General features: G+C 67.3%; 23 protein-coding genes. 8 read left to right on the top strand and 15 right to left on the bottom strand.

Going from position 1 to position 21692, the window contains the following annotated elements:
- Position 1: 1 nt before the first annotated feature.
- The 6 genes from HUT07_RS16045 (at position 2) to HUT07_RS16020 (ending at position 4218) form a co-directional block, all read left to right on the top strand.
- Positions 2 to 889: a TPM domain-containing protein gene (locus HUT07_RS16045; RefSeq protein ID WP_176021738.1), complete on the top strand. Its 888-nt coding sequence runs from the start codon at positions 2 to 4 to the stop codon at positions 887 to 889.
- A complete protein-coding gene (locus tag HUT07_RS16040; RefSeq protein ID WP_176021737.1) occupies positions 889 to 1383 on the top strand; it encodes a TPM domain-containing protein in 495 nt (164 codons plus the stop codon). Before HUT07_RS16045 ends, HUT07_RS16040 begins: the two co-directional genes overlap by 1 nt.
- Before the next feature lie 84 nt (positions 1384 to 1467).
- On the top strand, positions 1468 to 2355 hold the full coding sequence (gene lgt, locus HUT07_RS16035; protein ID WP_176021736.1) for a prolipoprotein diacylglyceryl transferase: 888 nt from the start codon (positions 1468 to 1470) through the stop codon (positions 2353 to 2355).
- Positions 2352 to 3146: a thymidylate synthase gene (locus HUT07_RS16030; RefSeq protein ID WP_176021735.1), complete on the top strand. Its 795-nt coding sequence runs from the start codon at positions 2352 to 2354 to the stop codon at positions 3144 to 3146. Before lgt ends, HUT07_RS16030 begins: the two co-directional genes overlap by 4 nt.
- Positions 3143 to 3724, top strand: a complete 582-nt coding sequence (locus HUT07_RS16025) for a hypothetical protein (RefSeq protein ID WP_176021734.1) — start codon at positions 3143 to 3145, stop codon at positions 3722 to 3724. The genes HUT07_RS16030 and HUT07_RS16025 overlap by 4 nt, the downstream gene beginning before the upstream one ends.
- A gap of 2 nt (positions 3725 to 3726) precedes the next feature.
- The gene (locus HUT07_RS16020; protein ID WP_176022567.1) at positions 3727 to 4218 is read left to right on the top strand and encodes a dihydrofolate reductase; all 492 of its coding nucleotides are present in this window, start codon (positions 3727 to 3729) and stop codon (positions 4216 to 4218) included.
- 48 nt (positions 4219 to 4266) lie between these two features.
- Here the strand turns inward: HUT07_RS16020 and HUT07_RS16015 are convergent, their stop codons facing one another.
- Genes HUT07_RS16015 through HUT07_RS15970 form a run of 10 tightly spaced genes read right to left on the bottom strand, consistent with a single transcriptional unit; the run spans position 4267 to position 14165 of the window.
- Positions 4267 to 4911: a DUF1287 domain-containing protein gene (locus HUT07_RS16015; protein ID WP_176021733.1), complete on the bottom strand. Its 645-nt coding sequence runs from the start codon at positions 4909 to 4911 to the stop codon at positions 4267 to 4269.
- Positions 4908 to 5945: a symmetrical bis(5'-nucleosyl)-tetraphosphatase gene (locus HUT07_RS16010; RefSeq protein ID WP_176021732.1), complete on the bottom strand. Its 1038-nt coding sequence runs from the start codon at positions 5943 to 5945 to the stop codon at positions 4908 to 4910. The genes HUT07_RS16015 and HUT07_RS16010 overlap by 4 nt, the downstream gene beginning before the upstream one ends.
- A gap of 15 nt (positions 5946 to 5960) precedes the next feature.
- Positions 5961 to 6344, bottom strand: a complete 384-nt coding sequence (gene apaG / locus HUT07_RS16005; RefSeq protein WP_025877914.1) for a Co2+/Mg2+ efflux protein ApaG — start codon at positions 6342 to 6344, stop codon at positions 5961 to 5963.
- A gap of 13 nt (positions 6345 to 6357) precedes the next feature.
- On the bottom strand, positions 6358 to 7161 hold the full coding sequence (gene rsmA / locus HUT07_RS16000; protein ID WP_176021731.1) for a 16S rRNA (adenine(1518)-N(6)/adenine(1519)-N(6))-dimethyltransferase RsmA: 804 nt from the start codon (positions 7159 to 7161) through the stop codon (positions 6358 to 6360).
- A complete protein-coding gene (gene pdxA / locus HUT07_RS15995) occupies positions 7158 to 8138 on the bottom strand; it encodes a 4-hydroxythreonine-4-phosphate dehydrogenase PdxA (RefSeq protein WP_176021730.1) in 981 nt (326 codons plus the stop codon). Before pdxA ends, rsmA begins: the two co-directional genes overlap by 4 nt.
- 3 nt (positions 8139 to 8141) lie before the next feature.
- Positions 8142 to 9485, bottom strand: coding sequence for a peptidylprolyl isomerase (locus HUT07_RS15990; protein WP_176021729.1), 1344 nt, complete (start codon positions 9483 to 9485; stop codon positions 8142 to 8144).
- Positions 9482 to 12025, bottom strand: a complete 2544-nt coding sequence (gene lptD, locus HUT07_RS15985; protein ID WP_176021728.1) for an LPS-assembly protein LptD — start codon at positions 12023 to 12025, stop codon at positions 9482 to 9484. Before lptD ends, HUT07_RS15990 begins: the two co-directional genes overlap by 4 nt.
- 47 nt (positions 12026 to 12072) lie before the next feature.
- The gene (locus HUT07_RS15980; RefSeq protein ID WP_176021727.1) at positions 12073 to 13011 is read right to left on the bottom strand and encodes a histone deacetylase family protein; all 939 of its coding nucleotides are present in this window, start codon (positions 13009 to 13011) and stop codon (positions 12073 to 12075) included.
- A gap of 6 nt (positions 13012 to 13017) precedes the next feature.
- A complete protein-coding gene (locus tag HUT07_RS15975; protein WP_176021726.1) occupies positions 13018 to 13572 on the bottom strand; it encodes a cob(I)yrinic acid a,c-diamide adenosyltransferase in 555 nt (184 codons plus the stop codon).
- A gap of 8 nt (positions 13573 to 13580) precedes the next feature.
- Positions 13581 to 14165 (bottom strand): hypothetical protein, encoded by a 585-nt coding sequence (locus tag HUT07_RS15970; protein WP_176021725.1) that lies wholly within the window; start codon positions 14163 to 14165, stop codon positions 13581 to 13583.
- A 108-nt stretch (positions 14166 to 14273) separates the two neighbouring features.
- On the opposite strand from HUT07_RS15970, the gene ubiH reads away from it, so the two are divergent.
- A complete protein-coding gene (ubiH, locus tag HUT07_RS15965; protein ID WP_176021724.1) occupies positions 14274 to 15479 on the top strand; it encodes a 2-octaprenyl-6-methoxyphenyl hydroxylase in 1206 nt (401 codons plus the stop codon).
- Positions 15476 to 16657 carry a UbiH/UbiF family hydroxylase gene (locus HUT07_RS15960; RefSeq protein WP_176021723.1) on the top strand — a complete coding sequence of 394 codons (1182 nt, stop codon included), beginning with the start codon at positions 15476 to 15478 and terminating at the stop codon, positions 16655 to 16657. The genes ubiH and HUT07_RS15960 overlap by 4 nt, the downstream gene beginning before the upstream one ends.
- A gap of 169 nt (positions 16658 to 16826) precedes the next feature.
- Here the strand turns inward: HUT07_RS15960 and HUT07_RS15955 are convergent, their stop codons facing one another.
- From HUT07_RS15955 to HUT07_RS15935, 5 genes are all read right to left on the bottom strand, one after another.
- A complete protein-coding gene (locus HUT07_RS15955; RefSeq protein ID WP_176021722.1) occupies positions 16827 to 17222 on the bottom strand; it encodes an EF-hand domain-containing protein in 396 nt (131 codons plus the stop codon).
- A gap of 49 nt (positions 17223 to 17271) precedes the next feature.
- Positions 17272 to 18339, bottom strand: coding sequence for a 23S rRNA (cytidine(2498)-2'-O)-methyltransferase RlmM (gene rlmM / locus HUT07_RS15950; protein WP_176021721.1), 1068 nt, complete (start codon positions 18337 to 18339; stop codon positions 17272 to 17274).
- Positions 18323 to 18883, bottom strand: coding sequence for a nucleoside deaminase (locus HUT07_RS15945; protein WP_176021720.1), 561 nt, complete (start codon positions 18881 to 18883; stop codon positions 18323 to 18325). Before HUT07_RS15945 ends, rlmM begins: the two co-directional genes overlap by 17 nt.
- Positions 18884 to 18977: 94 nt before the next feature.
- On the bottom strand, positions 18978 to 19709 hold the full coding sequence (locus HUT07_RS15940) for a DUF6348 family protein (protein ID WP_176021719.1): 732 nt from the start codon (positions 19707 to 19709) through the stop codon (positions 18978 to 18980).
- Between the two features lie 181 nt (positions 19710 to 19890).
- Positions 19891 to 21639, bottom strand: coding sequence for a glutamine--tRNA ligase/YqeY domain fusion protein (locus HUT07_RS15935; protein WP_176021718.1), 1749 nt, complete (start codon positions 21637 to 21639; stop codon positions 19891 to 19893).
- Positions 21640 to 21692 lie beyond the last annotated feature (53 nt).

Raw genomic sequence — 21692 nt, 5'->3', positions numbered from 1 at the left:
GATGCGCCTGGCAGCCACACTGCTGGTCCTGCTGTTGTGGTTGCCGTTGACCGCGCAGGCACAGACGCTGGCGCCGATCCCGGCGCTGGATTCGCCGGTGGTCGATACCACCGGCACCCTGGATGCCGCGCAGAAGCAGGCGCTGGTGCAGCAGGCGCTGGACCTGCAGCAGCGCAAAGGCAGCCAGATGCAGGTGCTGGTGGTACCCACCACGCAGCCGGAAGACATCGCCCAGTACACCACCCGCGTGTTCGACCAGTGGCAGATCGGTCGCAAGGGCGTGGATGACGGCGTGCTGCTGGTGGTCGCCAAGGACGATCGGCGCGTGCGCATCGAACCGGGCTACGGCCTGGAAGGCGCGATTCCCGATGCGATCGCCAACCGGGTGATCCAGGAGTACCTGGTGCCACGCTTCCGCGCCAATGACTATGCCGGCGGCATCACCGACGCCACGGCGGTGCTGGTGAAGATCATCGACGGCGAACCGTTGCCGGCGCCGGTCAGCAGCCAGCAGGGTCGTGCGCCCGAGGGTGGCGGCGATACCTGGTTCCTGGCGCTGTTCATTGGTGTATTCGCCGGCAGCATCCTGCGTGGCGTGTTCTCACGCGTGCCGCGTCCGCTGCGCGGCCTGCTCGCTGGTGCCGGTGCGGCCGTTGCTGCCTTCCTGTTCACCTCCACGCTGCTGGCCAGTGGCCTGGCCGGCGTGGTTGGCCTGGTCGTGGCGATGCTGTCCGGCCATCCGGGGCGTTTCGCCGGCGGTGGCGGATGGGGTGGAGGCAGTTGGGGCGGAGGTGGTGGCTTCGGCGGCGGCGGCGGATTTGGCGGCGGTGGCGGCTGGGGCGGCGGTGGAGGCCGTTCCGGCGGCGGCGGCGCGTCGGGGGGCTGGTGATGATCCAGCGTCTCTGCAGGCATCTGTTTTCGCCGTCGGTGCGCCGGGCGTTCCCGCCGGCCACGCTGCAGGCGATCACCGAGGCGATCGCCGCAGGTGAGCAGCGCCATGGCGGCCAGGTGATGTTCGCCGTCGAGGCCGATCTGCCGCTGCACGCGCTGTGGCACAAGGTCACCCCGAGGCAGGCGGCCGAGCATGCGTTCGCCCGCCTGCGCACCTGGGATACCGCGCACAACAATGGCGTGCTGATCTACCTGCTGCTGGCCGACCATGCCATCGAGATCGTGGCCGACCGCGGCCTGCAGGGGCGGGTCACGCCGGAGCAATGGCAGCGCGTCTGCACCCACCTGCGTGAGGGCCTGCGCGGTTCCCAGCCGGTGGAGGCACTACGTGATGCCATTGATGAGGTTTCCACTCTGGTGGAAGGGCACTTTCCGGCCTCGGCGCGGTCCGATCAGGACGGCCTGCCGGACTCGCCGCAGATCCTGGGCTGAAGCCCGGCAATCGCGTGACCGGGGCCGCCGCGAGGCCGCTCCCGGGCGGCGCTAGAATATCGGTATCCCTGCAAGGCGCCCTTCATGATCTATTTCCACGACATCGACCCCATCGCCCTCTCGCTGGGGCCGATCAAGGTGCATTGGTACGGCATCATGTACCTGCTCGGCTTCACCGCCGCCTGGTTGCTGGGGCGCAAGCGCATTGCCGACGGGCGCCTGCCGGGCGTCGATGCCAATGGCTTCTCCGACCTGCTGTTCTACGCCATGCTCGGCGTGGTGCTGGGCGGCCGCATCGGCTACATGCTGTTCTACGCATTGGGCGATTTCCTGAACAACCCGCTGCTGCTGTTCAAGGTCTGGGACGGCGGCATGAGCTTCCATGGCGGCCTGCTGGGCGTCATCGCCGCCTGCTGGTGGTGGTCGCGCAAGCACAAGCTGCACTTCTTCGACACCATGGATTTCATGGCGCCGCTGGTGCCACTGGGCCTGGGCTTCGGCCGCATCGGCAACTTCATCGGTGCCGAACTGTGGGGCAAGTACACCGATGGCAGCTGGGGCGTGGTGTTCCCGTCCGGCCTGCCAGCGCCGCTGAACCAGCTCGACCACGCCACCCTGCAGTCGCAGTTCGCCAGCGGTGCGCTGAATCAGTTCGCCCGCCATCCGTCGCAGTTGTATGAAGCGCTGCTGGAAGGCCTGGTGATGTTCGTGGTGTTGTGGACGGTGTCGGCCAAGCCGCGCCATCGTTACCTCATCGGTGGCCTGTTCGCACTGCTGTACGGCATCTTCCGCTTCGCCGTGGAGTTCGTGCGCATGCCCGACAACGGCGTCTATGTGGCATTCGGTTGGCTGACCAAGGGCCAGATCCTGTGCGTGCCGCTGATCGCCTTCGGCCTGGTGCTGCTGGTGATGTCGCGCCGCGCGCCGGTGCTGCAGCCGCAGCCGCTGGTGGTGGCAGAGGGCAAGGCATGAAGGCTTACCTGGACCTGCTCTCGCACGTGCTCGAACACGGTGCGGAGAAGAGCGATCGCACCGGCACTGGTACCCGCAGCGTGTTCGGCTGGCAGATGCGCTTCAACCTCAATGATGGCTTTCCGCTGGTCACCACCAAGAAGCTGCACCTGCGCTCGATCATCCACGAGCTGCTGTGGTTCCTGAAGGGCGACACCAACATCGGTTACCTCAAGGACAACCAGGTGCGCATCTGGGACGAGTGGGCCGACGAGAACGGTGACCTCGGCCCGGTGTACGGCAAGCAGTGGCGTAGCTGGGCAACGGCCGACGGCGGTGAGATCGACCAGATGCAGTGGCTGGTGGACGAGATCAAGCGCAATCCGGATTCGCGGCGGCTGGTGGTCAGTGCCTGGAACGTGGGCGAGCTCTCGCAGATGGCGTTGATGCCGTGCCACAACCTGTTCCAGTTCTACGTGGTCGACGGCAAGCTCAGCTGCCAGTTGTACCAGCGCAGTGGCGACATCTTCCTCGGCGTGCCGTTCAACATCGCCAGCTATGCGCTGCTGACCCACATGGTGGCGCAGGCCACCGGCCTGGGCGTGGGTGACTTCGTGCACACGCTGGGCGATGCGCACCTGTATTCGAACCACTTCGAACAGGCCCGCGAGCAGCTGTCGCGAGCGCCGCGCGCGCTGCCGACGCTGTGGTTGAACCCGGAGGTGACCGATCTGTTCGGCTTCCAGTTCGATGACATCCGTATCGAGGGCTATGATCCGCACCCGGCCATCAAGGCGCCGGTGGCGGTGTGAAATCATTCAAGGACGAGTTCATGGCAATGCGCTTTTTCGCTTTTTCGGCCCTGCTCATGCTGGCCTCTACCAGTGGGCTTGCCAACGCTGGCACGGTCCTTGGGCCGGCGGGCAGTCTTGAGCTTCCCGAAGGGATTGAAACATCCATCGCAGCGGCCAATCCCAAGCATCCGAACCTGAAGGTGAGCGTGGTCGTCACGCTGCTTCCGGCGGCGCCGGAGACCCGCGGACCGATCACGCTGACGATGACCTGCGCGCCGATATTCGGTGCGCTGGGCTCGGCGGAGGGTATGGAACGGTTGGCCACAACAACGACCCAGCTGGACAAGGCACTGAAGCCTGAGAAGGCCGGCGAGTGGATTACGGTGGATGCCATGCCCGCCTATCGCTTCGAGGCTGTGCGCGGTGACGCTACGCGGCTGACGCAGTGGCTGGTCCTGGGATCGTCTTCGTTTGCCTGGGTCAAGTTTGATCGGCCGCAGGACACGCCGATCGACCCGCAGGTGCTGGCTGCTGTCGCTGGCATGAAGATCCTGTGTGGTGCCAACCCCGCGGCCGCGACCTCACGGGAAGGATGATGCTGAAGCTGTCGATGGTGGTGGCGCTGGATCGCAATCGTGGCATCGGCCAGGGCAACGCCATGCCCTGGCACCTGCCGGATGATTTCAAGCACTTCAAGGCGCTCACCCTGGGCAAGCCGATCCTGATGGGGCGCAAGACCGCCGAATCGATCGGCCGCGTGCTGCCGGGGCGGACCAACCTGGTGCTGACCCGCAGCGGCCAGGTGCCGTTCGAAGGCATGCGTGCGGTGGCCTCGCTGGACGAGGCGCGGGCCATTGCCGTAGGCGAGGGCGCCAGCGAGTTGTGCATCATTGGTGGCGGCGAGATCTTCCACCAGTTGCTGGAGCAGGCCAGTGACCTGTACCTGACCTGGGTGGACGCAGAAGTGCCGGCCGACACCCACTTCCCCGAGGTGGACCCGGGTGATTGGCAGGAGGTGAGCAGCGAGCCGCATCCCGCTGACGAGGGCCACGCCTACGCGTTCCGCTTCGTGCATTACGTGCGCCGCTGATCGCGGATTCCTGTAGAGCCGAGCCATGCTCGGCTGCACAGCACTGCCTCACGGCATCCGGTAGTGGCCGATGATGGTGTGCTGGAACAGCAGATTCTCTTCCCGCGTACCGCGCGCGATGTTGTGCAGGACCCGTGGTGTGCCATTGGCCAGGCGCCGGTCAGAGACGATGCCCACATGCAGCAGGCCGTTGCCGTTGAGCTTCCAGGCAACGATGTCGCCGGCCGCGTAGTCGGCGGCTGCGGCCGTGATCGGTTGCTGCCAACCCTGCCGTTCGAACCAGCGCATCAGGTTCGGCACGCGCCGATGGTCGATGTTGCGATCTGGTCGGGACAGGCCCCAGAGGGCCGGATAGGCGCTGAAATCAGCGCGCATGTCTTCGTTCACGCGGGCCTGCAGGTCCAGCCCCTGCGTGCGCAGGGCGCGTACCACCACGTCGGTGCATACGCCGCGATCAGCGGGCACGTCGCCACCGGGGTAGTCCAGCACCTGGTACGCAGGGTCATAGCGCGTGGTGACGCCGATCTGCGCGCGGGCGGCAGCGACCAGCGGTGGTGAAGGTGTGGGGGCGGATGCAGGGACGGCGGCAGTGTCGGCGCCGCCGGTCGCTGGCGATGACGAGGGCTGACAGCCGCTGGCCAGGGCCAGCGTCAGCAGCAGCACCGTCCATGGCGCGCGGGTGCCTGGCCTCATGCCGAAGGAGGCGTGCCGTTGTTGTTGTTGTTGTTGTTGCCACCACCACCGCAACCACCACCACCACGGCGGCGACGCCGACGCGGACCACGGTTGCCGGGGGCAGCAGGGGCGGCGCCCGCAGCGCTGTTGCCTTGGCTGTTGCCCTTGCCCTGGCCTGCGCTGCGTTCGTGTGCGGGTCGTGCAGGCGGCCGTGCGTTGGCGACCGGTGCCGGCACGTCGCGTCCCGGTACCTGCACCACGCGCAGCTCATCGGTGTCGAGCTGGAGTGCGGTGAGCTTGCCGCCCCATACCGCACCGGTGTCGATCGCGTGGATGCCCTGGGTGATGGTCAGGCCCAGTGCCGACCAGTGGCCGCAGACCACTTTGAGGTCGCGCTCGACCCGGCCCGGCACTTCGAACCAGGGATACAGCCCCTGTTCCTGGGTGCCCGGCGTGCCCTTGTCCTCGATGCCGATGCGACCGCGTGAGGTGCAGTAGCGCATGCGCGTCAGCACGTTGATGATCGCCCGCGAGCGCTCGTAGCCGGTCAGGTTCGGCGCCCAGCTGGGCTTGTCGCCGTACATGTTGCGGAACAGCTTGCGGTAGCCGGCGCCGTGCAGCTGCACCTCCACTTCGGCCGCGTGCTTCTCGGCCATCTGCGTGGTCCATTTCGGTGCCAGGCCGGCATGCACCATCATCCAGCCCAGCTCGCGGTCCACGTGCACCAGCTTCTGCAGGCGCAACCAGTCCAGCAGCACATCGCGGTCTTCGGCCTGGACGATGCGCAGCAGGTCCGGGTTGACCTTGCGCTGTTCTTCTTCGGTGCGCGCACCGACGGCCAGCAGGGAAAGGTCGTGGTTGCCGAGCACCACCACGCTGTGGTCGCGCAGCGAATGCACCAGCCGCAGTGTTTCCAGCGACTGTCCACCGCGGTTGACCAGGTCGCCGCAGAACCACAGGGTGTCCTGCGCTGGATCGAACCGGATCTTTTCCAGCAGGCGCTGGGTTACGTCATAGCAGCCTTGCAGGTCGCCGATCGCCCATACACTCATCGTTCGGCCTCCGTGTCAGTGCAGGGTGCGCGGGATGGCCAGCACGAAGGGTGCGACCGGCGCGGCGAATTCGGTGCCATCGTCGGCCACCATGTCGTAATGGCCCTGCATCGTGCCGTGCTCGGTGCCAAGCATGACACCTGAGGTGTAATGGAAGTCTTCACCCGGCCGCAGTCGTGGCTGTTCGCCGATCACGCCATCGCCGTCGACATGCTCGACGCGGCCGTTGGCATCGGTGATGCGCCAGTGGCGTGCGACCAGACGTGCGGCAACGCGGCCCTGGTTGTGGATGCGGATCGTATAGGCGAACGCATAGCGACCGTCTTCCGGTGCGGATTGGTCGTCGAGGAAGCGCGGCGCGACTTCGACGGAGATGGCATAAACGTCAGCGTCTTCCATACCGGCAGTGTAATCAGGAGGCATTGGCCAAAGCGATGAATTCAGCCACGTCCAGCTGTTCGGCGCGGGCGTCGGGACGCACGCCGGCGGCCGCGAACTGCTCGGCGCTGACCACGTTGTTCAGGGCATTGCGCAGGGTCTTGCGGCGCTGGCCGAAGGCGGCCCTGACCACGTCGGCGAAGCGCTTGTGGTCCTTGATGTTGATGGTGGCGGGATCGCGCGGTATCAGACGCACCACGGCCGAATCGACCTTCGGCGGCGGCCTGAACGCACCCGGCGGCACAACGAACAGCGAGGTCACCTCGCAGTAGGCCTGCAGCATCACGCTGAGGCGGCCGAACACCTTGCTGCCGGGACCGGCAGCCATGCGATCGACCACTTCCTTCTGCAGCATGAAGTGCATGTCGGAAATCACCGCAGCGTGTTCCAGCGCATGGAACAGGATCGGCGAGGAGATGTTGTAGGGCAGGTTGCCAACCAGGCGGATCGGCTGGCCGTCGGCCAGTTCGGTGAAGTCCACCCGCAGCACGTCGCGGTTGACGATGGTCAGTTCGCCCAGCGGTTCGGCGGCGGCGGTCAACGGCGCGATCAGGTCGCGGTCGAACTCGATCACCGTCATCTTCGGGTGCACGCGCAGCAGCGGCAGGGTGATGGCACCCTGGCCCGGGCCGATCTCGACCAGACGGTCGCCGTCACCGGGATTGACCGCCATCACGATCTTGTCGATGTAGTAGCGGTCGGCAAGGAAGTGCTGGCCGAGCTGCTTCTTGGCCGGGGCGGAAAACACCGGGCCGGAGGGGGAATGCGGGGAAGTCATGTGCTCAGTGTACGTTGCCGCGCCAGCCGCGCACACAGCGTCGTGGCGGCCTGCAGGCTGGAAGGATCGGCAATGCCGCGGCCGGCAAGATCCAGCGCGGTGCCATGGTCCACCGCCACGCGCGGGTAGGGCAGGCCCAGGGTCAGGTTCACCGCCTGCTCGAAGCCGGAATACTTCAGGACCGGCAGGCCCTGGTCGTGGTACATGGCCAGCACGGTGTCGAAGCCGGCCAGCTTGGCCGGCAGGAACGCGGTATCGGCCGGCAGCGGACCGATCAGGTCCATGCCCTCGCCACGCAGGCGCTGCAGCAGCGGGATGACCAGATCCAGTTCCTCGCGACCGAGGTGACCGTCTTCGCCGGCATGCGGATTCAGGCCAAGCACGGCGATGCGCGGTGCGGTCAGCCCGAACTCGCGGCGCAGTGCGGCGTGCACGGTGCGCAGGGTGTGTTCCAGGCCGGGGACGGTGATCGCGTCGGCGACCTCGCGCAGCGGCAGGTGGGTCGTGGCCAGGGCGACGCGGACGATGTCGTTGGCCAGCATCATCACCACCTTCACCCCGGCCTGGTCGGCCAGCAGTTCGGTGGTGCCGCTGTAGGCGATACCGCCCTGGTTGATCACCGCCTTGTGCACCGGGCCGGTCACCACACCGTCCAGTTCACCGGACAGGCAGGCCTGGCCGGCACCCAGCAGCGCACCGATCACCGCACCTGCGTTGGCAGGGTCGGTATGGCCGAAGCGGCTGGGGGTAGTGTTGGCGACGGCGCGCAGGCGCAGATCGCCGGGGACGCGTGCGTGGGCGTCCTCGGGCAGCAGTTGCAGGGGCAGGTTCAGCGCGGCTGCGGCCGCGCGCAGTGTGTCCGGATCAGCGAATGCCAGCAGCCGGCAATCATCGCGCGGCTGCTGGACCAGTCGGACACACAACTCCGGGCCGATCCCGGCGGGCTCGCCCGGTACCAGAGCGAGCTCGGGGAGCATGGCTCAGGACTGCGGAGGCGTGGCGGTGTTTTCCGCCCGGTCACCGCTGCGGAAGCTGACGTAGGCTTCGCCACGCAGCTCCTGCAGGAAGCGGTTGTACTCGTCTTCCAGCTTGCGGCGACCAATGGTCTCGCGGACCTGGGCGCGCTGGTTGTCACTGCCCACGTCGGTCTGACGGGTGGCCACGCGCTGCACGATGTGCCAGCCCGCATCGGTACGGAACGGCTGGCTGACGCCACCGTCCTGGATACCTTCCACCTGCTGGCCGAAGGCCGGACCGAATGCGTCAGCCGGGAACCAGCCCAGATCGCCGCCTTGGCCCTTGCTGTTGGTGTCCTCGGACGATTCCTTGGCCACCTGCTGGAAGTCGGTACCGCCGACAACACGGGCGCGCAGGGTGTCGATCTTGGCCTTGGCGGCCGCGTCGGACTGTGCGTCGTCCACGCGCACCAGGATGTGGCGGCCGTGGTACTCGGTAACGGTGTGGGTGCCTGCCGCCGCGCTGGCGTCACGGACTTCCACCAGCTTCAGCAGCTGGAAGCCGCTCGGACCGCGGATCGGGCCGACCACTTCGCCCGCCTTCATCTGCTGCATCGTCTGTGCGAACGCCGCCGGGATTTCATCCAGGGTGCGCCAGCCGAGGTCGCCGCCTTCCAGTGCATTGGGGCTGTCGGAATAGCGCACGGCCGCTGCATTGAAGTCCAGCTCGCCCTTGTCCAGCAGCGCCTTCACGCCGTCAGCCTTCTTCTGGCCGGTGGCGATCTGCTCGGCAGTGGCACCGTCGGGCAGGGCGACCAGGATGTGTGCCAGATGGAACTGGTTGCCGGCATCAGCCTGCTGCTTCAGGGCCGCGTCGACTTCGCCTTCGCTGACGCTGATGCGGCTCTGCGCGAAGCTCTGGCGCAGGCGCTGCACGGTGATCTCGTCACGCACCGAGGCGCGGAAATCGTTGAAGTCGATGCCGTCATGGGCCAGGCGCTGACGCAGGGCATCCAGGGTTGAACCATTCTGCTGGGCGATGGCATTCATCGCCTGGGTCAGTTCCTGGTCGCCGACATGGATACCGCTGCCCTGAGCACGGGCCACCTGCAGCTTGACCAGCACCAGGCGCTCGAGCACCTGGCGGCTGAGCACGTCATCCGGGGGCAGCTGGGCCTCGCGGCCGGCGTACTGCGCCTTGATGTTGGCGATCGCCCGCTGGAGCTCGCTCTGCAGGATCACGTCCTCATCGACGACAGCCGCGATGCGGTCCAACGGCTGGGCCTCCTGCGCAATGACCTGCAGGGGGGCGGACACGCTGGACACCGCCAGAAGCGATGCGAGGAGAACGGGGAAGCTCTTGGTCATGGGATCAGATTCGGATCGTAGTCATCGCGGGTCGCTCCGGTGTTGCTGGGCGGCACGAGATAGAGGTCGTCGCGGTTGTAGCCGAGGATAGCACGGCGCAAAGTGCGGTCCGTGTCCTGGCCGAGGGAGCTCAAGCCCTTGAGCACGAACTCGAGCTGGATGGAGTTGTTCATTTCGCCTTCGCGGTTGCGCACGTAGCGGCGGGCCACGGCGCGTACGGCCAGGCAGCAGCTGTCCCACTGTACGCCACCGATGATTTCCAGCGGTTCCTTGTCCTGCAGCGAGTAGTAATAACGGCCCACCAGGCTCCAGCGCTCGTTCAGCGGGTACAGGAACGACAGGTCGGCCTGCTCCAGCAGGGTGCGGTCATGCTTGTTGGCGGTGGCCGGGGCGCCGGAATTGATGCGGTAACGGTAGGTCAGGTTGACCACGCCGTCGTTGGACATCAGGTAGCGGGCACGCACGCTGGCCAGATCCTCGCGCTTGTACTTGGGGTCCCACTGATAGGTGGCACCCAGCGTCCAGCGGTCGTTGATCATGTAGTTGCCGTCGGCGATCCAGGCCGACTTGCCCTTTTCCACCGGCGCACCGCCGGGGGTCACGCTCACCCGCGATTCGTCGAAGTACTGGATCTGGCCGATGGAGGCCGAGAAGCGCTCCTTGCCCGTGGTCTGGTCGATGAAGCGGGTGCTCAGCGCCATGGTCAGCTGGTTGGCGTCGTTCTGGCGGTCGGCGCCGGTATAGCGCGAATCGCGGAACAGCTGGCCCCAGCTGAAGGTGAAGTCGCGGGTGTCGAAGATCGGCAGGTCGTCCTGGTTGCGGTACGGCGTGCGCAGGTAGAACAGGCGCGGCTCCAGGGTCTGCAGGAACGACTTGCCACCGAGGGTGGTCTCGCGGTCGAAGAACATGCCGGCATCAAGACTGGCGATCGGCAGGCTGCGGCTGGGCGAGGTGTTGCCGCGTAGCTGTTCCGGCGTGGCCGTTTTGGGATCAATGCCCTGCGAGGCCAGGATCTGGCCGCGGATGCCGTCGGCGCCATCGACCAGACCGCGATCCAGCTGGTAAGCCGTATAGCGGTAGGCCAGGGTCGGGGTGACATACCAGGCCGCACCGGTGATCGGGAACGACACGTAGGGCTTCACATCCAGGCGTGAACCACCGTCCACGCCGATGCCGGACGTCTTGCGGACACCATTGCGCGTGTACTGCAGGTCCGGGCCGGCGCTGGCGTCGTACTTGTAGTTGACGTCATCGTGGGTGAAACGCACGGCCTCGGCGTAGACACCGGTCTCCAGCCACGGCAGCAGCGGCTTGTCCCAGTTGAAGTACACGCGCGGTTGGCGGTTGTAGGCCAGCGCACTCTCGTTGAGCGTGTAGTCGGTCAGCTGCCAGCGGTCGGCCATGATGCCGGCCGTCCAGTTCTTGCCGGTGCCGTACAGGCCCACGACGCTCTGCAGGTTCGATGCGGTGACCCCCACCAGGCGATTGGCGAAGTCTTCCACGTAACGCTCATCGCTGACCCAGGCCAGGTTGGCGCGGGCCTGCCAGTGGTCGTCGAGGTTGTGGTAGCCGCCGAACATCACCCGGCCGCGGTCGCGGTCGCGCAGCTTGTCGTTGGGCATGAACGCGGTCAGCAGTTCGCCACGGCCGCCTTCGTAGAGGTAGCGGAACTCGTTGTCGAGCATCAGGCCGCGCTGGCTCATGTAGCGCGGGGTCAACGTGTCGTCGTAGTTCGGCGCCAGGTTGAAGTAGATCGGCTGCGCGTAGTCGAAACCGTTGCGCCCGGACATGCCCAGCTGCGGGAACAGCAGGCCGGTCTTGCGCCGGTCATCGATCGGGAACTTGAAGTAGGGCGCCCACAGGATCGGCACCTTGCCGATCCGCAGCACCGCGTTGCGGGCGGTACCGAAGCCTTCGTCGTTGTCGACTTCGATCTCCGGCGCCGTCAGCCGCCACACCGGCTGCGACGGGTCGCAGGTGGTGTAGGTGGAGCGGTGCATCTGCCCGACCGCGCCCTGCAGGTCGACCGATTCGGCTTCGCCGTTACCGCGGCGGGACACCAGCTGGTACTGGATGTCGGTGATCTTGTGGGTGTCGCTTTCCTGGTTGCCCTCGGCGCGCTTGGCAACCATCCGGATCGAGGCATCCTGGTAACGGACGTTGCCATCGGCGATGTAGTTGCCGCTTTCGGTATCGAAGCTGAGCTTGTCGGTGCCTACGAACTGGTCGCCCCGGCGCAGCGCCACGTTGCCCTGGTACTGCGGCACGGTGGTGGTGCCCAGCAGCTGGTCGCCCTCGATATCGGTGGGCTGCTGTTCGCGCGCAGCGCTGGCGGCGGCCTTGTCCTGGCCGGGCACCGGCGTCGGCGCATCGGTGAACGCAGGGATCACGTCTGTGGCCGGGCAAAGGCCCCAGTTGAGCGGCTTGTCATCAGCCCAAGCCGGAAGGCAGACGGCGATGCTCAGGGGCAGGGGAAGCAGGCGGAGGGCTCGGCGCACGCGGTTCGGATTCGGGCGAAAACGGACGGTAGCTTGCCCCATCCCTTGCATAGGGGCAATGAAGGCCTCCCCGGATTGCCGGTTCGGGTTCATCCAACCCCGTTGCTGGAGGGGGCTGCGATCAGCGCCTGCAGGTGGGCCACGCTGCACTCGGCCAAGGCCTGCAGGTCGTATCCACCCTCCAGCATCGACACCACCCGGCCGGCGGCATGGCGGCGTGCCAGCGCGTGCAGTTCGCGGGTGATCCAGGCGAAATCGTCGGTCTCCAGCATCAGGTCGGCCTGCGGATCGCGCAGGTGGGCATCGAAGCCTGCCGAGATCAGCAGCAGCTGGGGCCGGAAGTCGTCGATCGCCGGCAGCATCTCGTCGGCCCAGACATTGCGGAAGCGGAAGCCACCACTGCCCGGTGGCAGCAGGATGTTCATCAGGTTGCCGGCACCGCGGTCACGGCGCAGGCCGGACTCGGGGAACAGACCGGCCTGGTGGGTGCTGTAGTAGGACACCCGGGCGTCGTGCTGGAAGATGTCCTGGGTGCCGTTGCCATGGTGGACATCGAAGTCGACCACCGCGATCCGCTCCAGACCGTGGCGGTCGCGGGCATAGGCGGCGGCGATGGCGATGTTGTTGAGCAGGCAGAAGCCCATCGCGGTGCTGCTGGTGGCATGGTGGCCGGGCGGGCGCACCGCGCAGAAGGCCAGCGGATCCTCGCCCAGCATCACCGCATCGACGGCAGCGACACCTGCGCCGGCGGCATGCACCGCGGCACTGGCCGAACCCGGCGAGGTCCAGGTGTCCATGTCCAGCTGGCGCAGCGGTGCGGTCTGCGGTTGCAGCACCAGATCCAGCAGCGCGCTGTCGTGGACCCGGGTCAGTTCACCGAACTTGGCTGGCGGCGCTTCGCGCCACTCCAGTTGGCCGGGGAAGGCCTCATGCAGTGCGTCGAGCACCACCTGCAGGCGCTGCGGGCATTCAGGGTGGCCGGGGCCCGGGTCGTGCAGCAGGCAGGCGGGGTGGGTGAAGACCAGCATGGCGACTCAGCGCTGGCGATGCTGTGGCTGCCACAGCGCTTCGCCGTGGCCATCGGCCCGTGCCAGCACCCGGGCCAGCACGAACAGCAGGTCCGACAGCCGGTTGAGGTACTGCAGCGCTTCGCTGCGTACCGGTTCCACCCGGGCCAGGGCCACCGTGTCGCGCTCGGCGCGGCGAACCACGGTACGGGCCAGGTGGCAACGCGCGGAGGCCTCGCCACCGGCCGGCAGGATGAACTCCTTCAGCATCGGCAGGTCAGCGTTGTAGTGGTCCAGCTGCTGTTCCAGCGCAGACACATCGGCGGCGTGGATCGCGGCATGACCGGGAATGCACAGCTCGGCGCCCAGATCGAACAGCTGGTGCTGCAGGTGCACGAGCAGTGCACGGACGTCCTCCGGCAGCGGCACGGCCAGCAACAGGCCGAGCGTGGCATTGGCTTCGTCGACGGTGCCATAGGAGGCAACGCGCAGATCGTCCTTGCCGACCCGGCTGCCGTCACCCAGGCCGGTGCTGCCGTCGTCGCCGGTGCGGGTGTAGATGCGCGAGAGGCGATGACCCATGACGTGGCTCAGTGATGGATGTCGCGGCGGGCTTGCAGGAGCTTGAGCACCTGCTCCACGGCCAGCTGCAGTGCGGCGGCCAGAGCCACGTAGATCGCGGTGGTGCGCAGGTAGGGACCGAACCACTGCGCGTAGTTCTGTGCCCAGCCGGCCACCGTCGGCTCGGCCACGTTCTGGCTGGTCCAGTAGAAACCGCCCTGCGCGAGCAGATGGCACAGCGCCACCGACGCCACCAGCAGCAACGCACCCTTGCCCAGCGTCGACCACTGCGCGCTGCGGTAGTTGCGGCCCAGCAGCATGCCACCGGCCCACATGGCGAAGTACGCCGGCAGCAGCAGCCAGTAACCCGGCGATACGCAGTAGTGCTGCCAGAAATCGAGGCCGCTGCTGCGGATCACGATCCAGTCGACCAGCACCGCGAACACCATCAGCAGCGGGAACGCCCAGCGGGTCCAGCGGGCGAGGTAGAAGCCGCCGATGAAGAACACCGCCCAGGAGGCGTCCGGGATGGCCGCGAAGTGATTGACGCGGGTCGCTGCCAGCAACAGCACGAGCACTGACAGGACGAAGGCGCGGGGTGCGGAGTCGGACATGGCGGTGGGGCCGGAGCGGATTCAGGTTTCATTCTAGCCCGGTGCGGCGCTTGGCGCAGGCGGGGCCGTGTCGGGCATGCCGGCGCGGCGAGCGCGTATCATGCGCTCATGAGTGAACGACATGACGTGCTGATCGTCGGTGGCGGTCTGGTGGGGGCCAGCTTGGCCATCGCCCTGGATCGGCTGGGCCGCGACGTGGGCCTGCTCGAAGCCAGCCCGGCGGGCGAACTGCCTGCGGTGTTCGATCAGCGCAACCTCAGTTTTGCTGCGGCCACCATCAATGCGCTGACTGCGCTGGGGGTCATGCAGAAGCTGTCGATGGCGCCCGGTCCAATCCGCCGCATCCATGTCAGCCGCGCCGGTGATTTTGGCCGTGTGCAGCTCGATGCAGCGGATTACGACCGACCGTGGTTCGGCCAGGTGGTGGTCGCGCGTGATTTCGGCCAGGCGCTGGAAAGCCGGCTGCAGGAGCTGTCACACCTGCGCCGCTACCGGCCGATGCGTTTCCTTGGCCTGGGCGATGTGGTCGACGGTTACCGCCAGGTGCGGGTGGCCGATGACAGCGGCGAGCGCGTGCTGCTGGCGCGGCTGGTGGTCGGTGCCGACGGCACCAGCAGCGGCGTGCGCGATGCGCTGGGCATCGATGTTGATCGCCACGACTTCCAGCAGACGCTGTTCGTCGCCCGCGTGCGCAGCCAGCGCGCGCCCGATGGAACCGCCTGGGAGCGATTTACCGATACCGGCCCGACGGCGTTGCTGCCACGTGGCGACCGCCATTTCGGCACCGTGCATGGCGTTGCCCGTGACCAGGCCGACGCGGTGATGGCGCTGGACGATACGGCATGGCTGCAACGCCTGCAGCAGGCCATCGGCTGGCGTGCGGGTCGCCTGCTCGACTCCGGTCCGCGCGGCGCCTATCCGTTGATCCAGGTGCTGGCGCGCGCGCTGGTGGGGGAGCGCACGGTGCTGCTTGGCAATGCCGCGCAGACCATCCACCCGCTGGGTGCGCAGGGTTTCAACCTCGGTCTGCGCGATGCCTTGACGCTGGCCGAGCTGCTGGAAGTGGACGGCGACGCTGGCAGCGACGCACTGCTGCGATCCTATGTGGCCCGCCGCGAAGAAGATCGACGGCAGACGGTCGCGTTTTCCGGCGGTCTGGCCCGGCTGACCAGCAATCCGGCACCGCTGTTGCGCCCCCTGCGCAGCCTGGGCCTGGTGGCTGCGCAGCGCGCTTCGGTGCAGTCGATGCTGGTCGGTGGCGCGATGGGCTTCCGTGGCGATGTGCCGCGCCTGTGCCGTGGAGAAGCCGCATGAACCGGCGCGCACGGCTGGACGTGGTGATCGTTGGTGGCGGTGTGGTCGGTGCTGCCTGTGCGCTGGCCCTGGCCAATGCGGGTCTTGCCGTGGCACTGGTGGAAGGCCGTGAGCCGGCGCCGTGGCAGGCTGCACAGCCGGATCTGCGGGTGTTCGCCTTCGCCGCCGACAACGTGCAGTTGCTGGAGCGCCTCGGTGTATGGCCGACGATCGCGCAGGCGCGCGCCTGGCCGTACCGGCGCATGCAGGTGTGGGACGCGGCCGGAGGCGAGGACCTGCTGTTCGACGCGGATCGCTTCGGCCGTCGCCAGCTGGGCTTCATCGTCGAGAACGGCTTGCTGCAGGATCGCCTGTGGGCGGCACTGCCTGCCGCAGGTGTGGAGCTGCATTGCCCGGCGCGCGTGGAAGCGCTTGAACAGGACGAGCACGGTGTGCGCCTGCGCCTGGATGATGGCCGTCGCATCGAAGCCGCACTGGCAGTTGCTGCCGACGGTGCGGAATCGACCCTGCGCGGACTGGCCGGGATCGACGTTGAGCGCCATGACTACCAGCAGCGCGGTGTGGTCGCCTATGTGGACAGCGAGCTGCCCAACCAGGCAACCGCCTGGCAGCGCTTTCTGCCGACCGGTCCGCTGGCGCTGCTGCCGGTGGCCGAGCGCCGCAGTTCCATCGTCTGGACGTTGCCCGACGACGAGGCGGCGCGGGTACTGGCGCTGGACGACGACGCATTCAATCGTGAACTGACCCGCGCTTTCGCCGCGCGCCTGGGCGCGCTGCGGCTGGCCTCGCCGCGCGCGGCGTTCCCGCTGCGCCGTCAGTTGGCCCGCCACTATGTGGCCGGTCGCGTGTTGGCGCTGGGCGATGCCGCTCACGTGGTGCACCCGCTGGCCGGGCAGGGGGTCAACCTCGGCCTGCGCGACGTCGCTGCCCTGCAGCACTGGCTGGCACCGTCGGCAGAGCGCCGCGGGCAGCCACGCCTGTCGCCGCAGCGCCTGCAACGCTGGGCGCGTGAGCGTCGCAGCGACAACCAGATCGCCGCCTACAGCTTCGAAGCGATCAACCGGCTGTTCTCCAACGATGAGATGCACCTGACCCTGGCGCGTGGCCGCGCGCTGGGTTGTGTGGGCAAGTGGCCGCCGCTGGTGCAGGCGTTCTGGAAGCGCGCCGCAGGGGTGTGACCGCTGGGTGCCAACCAAGGTTGGCGCGCGTGTCCCGGATCATTCACCGGTAGCGCCGGGCCATGCCCGGCGAGCGCGCAGCGCGGTTCATGGATTCCGCCGGGCATGGCCCGGCGCTAACGCTGTCGGTAGATCCACGCCATGCGTGGATAGGGTTACCGCAACGGCCTCAATCAACCAGCCAACCGGCCAGGTCGGCACGATCCAGCTTGCCGCGATGCTTGCGGTCCAGCGAATTGAACTCATCGGCCAGCGCCGGATTCGCCTGTGCTTCCTCGCGGCTGATGAAGCCATCGCCGTTCACATCCAGCGCAGCGAAGTGGATGCGGTACTGGCCAACCACGCTGCTGGGCTCCAGCGAACGCACCGTCACCTGTGCCTCGCCGGCCGGCCGTGCAATCCCGACGCTGCCGCTGACCCGGCCCGCATCCAGCGGCTGCTGGCGGATCGCGCCGCCGGTGGGTCCCAGCGGCTGGCTCTGCGCCGGGGTGTGCGGCAGTTGCTGGGCCATGGCCGGTGCGGCAGCCAGCAAGGTGATCAGCAGGGTGAGCGAGTGGTAGCGCATGGTTCCGTTCCCCGGTAGCGCCGGGCCATGCCCGGCGGATGCAATGGGTTCAGCGCAGCGGCGAGGCCAGCACCGTGATTTCTTCCCGATCGTGATACAGCTGCTTGGCACGGACCACCAGCGGCTTGCCGGCCTGGTCCTGGAACAGGTCCAGGCACAGGCGGGTCTCGTCCCAGCGCTTCTTCATCGGCAGCTTCAGGTTGAAGATCGCGTGCCTGCACCAGCCCTCGCGGAACCAGGTGGCCATGCGCTCGGCAACGCGACGCGGTTGCTCGACCATGTCGCAGACCATCCAGTCCAGCGGTTGTTCCGGATGCCAGTGGAAGCCATCGGCGCGCAGGTGCTCGACCAGTCCAGTGTCCAGCACGTGCTGGCGCAGCGGACCATTGTCGATGCTCAGCACATGCACGTGCTGGCGGGTCAGCACCCACGTCCAGCCGCCCGGTGCGGCGCCCAGGTCGGCCGCGCGCATGCCCGGGCGAACCAGCGCTTCGCGTTCTTCAGGGGCAAGCAGAGTCAGCAGTGCCTCATCCAGCTTCAGCGCTGAGCGCGAAGGTGCGTCGGGCAGCAGCTTCAGGCGCGGAATGCCCAAGGCCCACGGCGCGCTGTCGGCCGGATCGGCCACACAGACGAAGGCGTGGGTGCCATCGACGAACACCACGTGCAGGCGCGGCAGGCGTGCGTTGGGTTTGTCGCTGAGCTTGCCGGCCTTGCGCAGCGCCGGGCGCAACGCATTGCCGAACGCACGCGCGAGCCCGGACAGCGGCTTGCCCGCGTCCGAATCGGGATGTTCCACCCACAGATCACCGAAGCGCGGCGCATCGGCCAGCACCTCCAGCATCGGGGTGATGCGGTCGGCCGGGTCCAGCTGCGGCAGCTCGGCCAGCACCACCAGCTTCTGGCGGGCGAAGATCAGCTCGCGCCACGGCAGTCGCGGTGCAAGCGCCGCGGCCTCGTCGCACATGAAGAGCACGTAGCCATCATTGCGCTGGGTACGGGCGTAACCGGCAAAACCGGCGGCGCCTGCGCGGAACTGCAGTTCGCCGGCCAGCTCGGGCTCGAAGCCCTGCCTGCACAGGCACAGCAGGCCGATGCCGGACTCAGTAACGGGCGCCATCACTTTCCCCATAGGCACGCAGCACGCTGCGCGCCGCATCGCGGTTCAGGCCCTGCACCACTTCGATGCCACGCTTGTTGAGCTCGCCCACCCAGTCGGCGGGCAGCGGGCCTTCGTCGAACGGGGTCAGTTCCTCGACGTCGGCCGAGTTGGCACCGATCAGCAGGCGGTCGATGCCGGCCCACACGGTGGCGCCATAGCACTGGCAGCACGGCTGCGAGCTGGTGGCCAGGGTGACCGGCGACAGCACCGCGTTCAGGCGCGGGGTCTGCAGACGCTGCTGGGCCAGCATGTAGGCCATGTTCTCGGCATGCGCCAACGAGGTCGAGTGTGGCATGACCCGGTTCACGCCGGCGGCGATCACCTTGTCATCCGGGCCGAACACCACGGCGCCGAACGGGCCGCCACTGGCGTGGTCGACATTCAGCCGCGACAGCTCGATCGCCAGCGCGACCTTGGCCTCATCGCCCGGATATCGACGATCCAGGTCGATCTGGTCGTGGATCCAGGCGGGAAGGGTCAGGTGGACTTGCGCGTACAGCATCGCGGGTGCCTCGTTGGGAGTGAAAGGAACAGGTGCAACAGATGTCGGCGCGCAGTGTAGCGGCAGTGGCATGTACCGGGCGTGCGCGCTGGATTCAGGCCGGCGAGGGCGAGCCGGTGCGGATCACCACGTACTGCTTGCGGAACTCCAGCCCGGCTTGCGGCCAGCGTGCGGCATAGGCGCGCAGCAACGGCAGTGCAGGGGCAAAGTCATGGCCGTTGACCCGGCAGTCGGCTTCGCACTGGCCCTGCTCGTCGCGCGATGCGAACAGGCGGATGGCCAGGAAGTGGTGGGCCTTCAGCAGGTCGTCGAAGGCATCGATGCTTTTGGTGAACAGGCAGCAGGGGCAGGAACCATGGTCGTCTTCGCTGCACGCGGCAGCGTCGTCCAGTTCGCTGGCGCGGTAATGGGCCAGTGGCCCCAGCACCACGGTGCGCTCGTGCTCTTCGCCTTCGTCGCCGGCCGGATAGATCAGGCCCATCATCGGCAGATCCGGTGCGTCTTCGGCGCCGACGGCGGCCTGCAGGGTTGCCAGATCCACCCGCACCCATGTCTCGAAGCCGGACAACAACGATTCCTGTTCGGTCGCACCGTTGGCGTGCTGGTACTCGAACAGGCCATCGGCGAACAGGCCAGCGTGGCGGGTCTCGATGACGGTGGAGGTCTGCCAGCCGCCGTTGTCGCGCGCGTTGCTGGCGACGCCGTGCGGCGTCAGGTACAGGCCGCTGTCGAGCAGCAGTTCGTCACCCTCGACGGTGCAGGCGATGTCGCGGCCCAGCAGGACCTGTTGCAGCAGTGGCAGAAGTGCACTCGGGGCAGCGGACATGGCAGGGCCTGACAGGAGCAAGTAGGGGATGATGATGCAGGCAGCGCCTGCGTGATGGCGTCACATGCCTGCGGTCGCGCCGCAGGACTGGCCGTTACGAGGAGGCGGCCAGGTGGGCTTCAGCGGAGGATGAGGCCGTTGCCGGATGACGCGGGCGCCTTTGCGGCGCCCGCGCAGGACCTCAGGCCGACCAGGTGTCGCGCAGGGTCACGCTGCGGTTGAACACCGGCTTGGCTTCGGTGTGGTCGCGGCGATCGGCAACGAAGTAGCCGGTACGTTCGAACTGGAACGACTGTTCCGGAGCGGCGCTGGCCGCGGCCGGCTCGACATAGCCGATGACGGTGCGGCGCGATTCCGGATTGAGGTAGTCGCGGTAGGTCTTGCCTTCCGATTCGTCGTCCGGGTTCGGCACCGAGAACAGGCGGTCGTACAGGCGGATTTCCGCCGGCACGCCGTGCACGGCGCTGACCCAGTGGATGGTGCCCTTCACCTTGCGGTTGGCGCCTTCCATGCCCGGGCGCGATTCCGGATCCAGCCAGCCGCGCAGCTCGGTGATGGTGCCGTCGGCGTCCTTGATCACTTCATCGCAGCGGATGATGCCGGCGCCGCGCAGGCGCACTTCGCCACCCGGGACCAGGCGCTTCCAGCCCTTCGGCGGTACTTCGGCGAAGTCCTCGCGGTCGATCCACACTTCGCGTGCGAACGGTACCTGGCGGCTGCCGAAGCTTTCGTCCTTCGGGTGGTTGCTGAAGGTCAGCTGCTCTTCGTGGCCTTCGGCCAGGTTGGTCAGCACCAGCTTGACCGGGTCGACCACGGCCATGCGGCGCGCTGCGGCGCTGTCCAGGTCTTCGCGCAGCGCGCCTTCCAGCACGCTGAAGTCGATCATCGAATTCTGCTTGCTGATGCCCACGCGCTCGGCGAACAGGCGCATCGCGGCCGGGGTGTAGCCGCGACGACGCAGGCCCTGCAGGGTCGGCATGCGCGGATCTTCCCAGCCATCCACCAGCTGTTCGGTGACCAGTGCCATCAGCTTGCGCTTGCTCATCACCGTGTAGTTGATGTTCAAGCGCGAGAACTCGATCTGGCGCGGCTTGGCCGCTTCGCGCGGCAGGCCCGCATCGACCAGCGGCTGGGTCAGCGCATCGTCATGGGCGAAATCGACGTTGTCCACGCACCAGTCGTACAGCGGGCGGTGGTCTTCGAACTCCAGCGTGCACAGCGAGTGGGTGATGCCCTCGATCGAATCGCCCAGTGCATGCGCGAAGTCGTACATCGGGTAGATCGGCCACGCGTTGCCGGTGTTCTGGTGCTCGACATGCTTGATGCGGTACAGCGCCGGATCGCGCAGGTTGATGTTGCCACTGGCCATGTCGATCTTGGCACGCACGGTGCGCGCGCCGTCCGGGAACTCACCGGCACGCATGCGGCGGAACAGGTCGAGATTCTCCTCGACACTGCGGTCGCGCCACGGCGACGGACGGCCCGGTTCGGTCAGGGTGCCGCGGTAGGCACGCACTTCCTCGGCCGACAGGTCGCATACATAGGCCTTGCCCTGTTCGATCAGCTTCTCGGCGGCCAGGTAATAGGTCTGGAAGTAGTCCGACGCGTGGCGCAGCTCGTTCCATTCAAAGCCCAGCCAGCGCACGTCGTCCTGGATCGCGGCCACGTACTCCGGGTCTTCCTTGGCCGGGTTGGTGTCGTCGAAGCGCAGGTTGCAGACACCGCTGAACTCACCGGCGATGCCGAAGTTCAGGCAGATCGACTTGGCGTGACCGATGTGCAGATAGCCGTTCGGTTCCGGCGGGAAGCGGGTCTTGATCGCCTGGTGCTTTCCGCTGGCCAGGTCCTCGCGCACGATCTGGCGGATGAAATCGCGCTTCTCGTGGCTGTCGGCGGGGGTCTCGGGGCTGGCGGGGGTGTGCTCTGACATGAGTCGGCGAAAGTAAGGCAGAAAGATCGCCAGTCTAACGCTTACCGGGAAGG

Source organism: Stenotrophomonas sp. NA06056, from assembly GCF_013364355.1.
GTDB lineage: Bacteria > Pseudomonadota > Gammaproteobacteria > Xanthomonadales > Xanthomonadaceae > Stenotrophomonas.
This window is presented reverse-complemented; position numbering and strand designations above follow the sequence as displayed.

Excerpts from the sequence above, each read along its gene's own strand:
- HUT07_RS16045 (WP_176021738.1), top strand. The coding sequence starts at position 2 with ATGCGCCTGGCAGCCACACTGCTGGTCCTGCTGTTGTGGTTGCCGTTG.
- HUT07_RS16040 (WP_176021737.1), top strand. The coding sequence starts at position 889 with ATGATCCAGCGTCTCTGCAGGCATCTGTTTTCGCCGTCGGTGCGCCGG.
- lgt (WP_176021736.1), top strand. The coding sequence starts at position 1,468 with ATGATCTATTTCCACGACATCGACCCCATCGCCCTCTCGCTGGGGCCG.
- HUT07_RS16030 (WP_176021735.1), top strand. The coding sequence starts at position 2,352 with ATGAAGGCTTACCTGGACCTGCTCTCGCACGTGCTCGAACACGGTGCG.
- HUT07_RS16015 (WP_176021733.1), bottom strand. The coding sequence starts at position 4,911 with ATGAGGCCAGGCACCCGCGCGCCATGGACGGTGCTGCTGCTGACGCTG.
- HUT07_RS16010 (WP_176021732.1), bottom strand. The coding sequence starts at position 5,945 with ATGAGTGTATGGGCGATCGGCGACCTGCAAGGCTGCTATGACGTAACC.
- apaG (WP_025877914.1), bottom strand. The coding sequence starts at position 6,344 with ATGGAAGACGCTGACGTTTATGCCATCTCCGTCGAAGTCGCGCCGCGC.
- rsmA (WP_176021731.1), bottom strand. The coding sequence starts at position 7,161 with ATGACTTCCCCGCATTCCCCCTCCGGCCCGGTGTTTTCCGCCCCGGCC.
- pdxA (WP_176021730.1), bottom strand. The coding sequence starts at position 8,138 with ATGCTCCCCGAGCTCGCTCTGGTACCGGGCGAGCCCGCCGGGATCGGC.
- HUT07_RS15990 (WP_176021729.1), bottom strand. The coding sequence starts at position 9,485 with ATGACCAAGAGCTTCCCCGTTCTCCTCGCATCGCTTCTGGCGGTGTCC.
- lptD (WP_176021728.1), bottom strand. The coding sequence starts at position 12,025 with ATGGGGCAAGCTACCGTCCGTTTTCGCCCGAATCCGAACCGCGTGCGC.
- HUT07_RS15980 (WP_176021727.1), bottom strand. The coding sequence starts at position 13,011 with ATGCTGGTCTTCACCCACCCCGCCTGCCTGCTGCACGACCCGGGCCCC.
- HUT07_RS15975 (WP_176021726.1), bottom strand. The coding sequence starts at position 13,572 with ATGGGTCATCGCCTCTCGCGCATCTACACCCGCACCGGCGACGACGGC.
- HUT07_RS15970 (WP_176021725.1), bottom strand. The coding sequence starts at position 14,165 with ATGTCCGACTCCGCACCCCGCGCCTTCGTCCTGTCAGTGCTCGTGCTG.
- ubiH (WP_176021724.1), top strand. The coding sequence starts at position 14,274 with ATGAGTGAACGACATGACGTGCTGATCGTCGGTGGCGGTCTGGTGGGG.
- HUT07_RS15960 (WP_176021723.1), top strand. The coding sequence starts at position 15,476 with ATGAACCGGCGCGCACGGCTGGACGTGGTGATCGTTGGTGGCGGTGTG.
- HUT07_RS15955 (WP_176021722.1), bottom strand. The coding sequence starts at position 17,222 with ATGCGCTACCACTCGCTCACCCTGCTGATCACCTTGCTGGCTGCCGCA.
- rlmM (WP_176021721.1), bottom strand. The coding sequence starts at position 18,339 with ATGGCGCCCGTTACTGAGTCCGGCATCGGCCTGCTGTGCCTGTGCAGG.
- HUT07_RS15945 (WP_176021720.1), bottom strand. The coding sequence starts at position 18,883 with ATGCTGTACGCGCAAGTCCACCTGACCCTTCCCGCCTGGATCCACGAC.
- HUT07_RS15940 (WP_176021719.1), bottom strand. The coding sequence starts at position 19,709 with ATGTCCGCTGCCCCGAGTGCACTTCTGCCACTGCTGCAACAGGTCCTG.
- HUT07_RS15935 (WP_176021718.1), bottom strand. The coding sequence starts at position 21,639 with ATGTCAGAGCACACCCCCGCCAGCCCCGAGACCCCCGCCGACAGCCAC.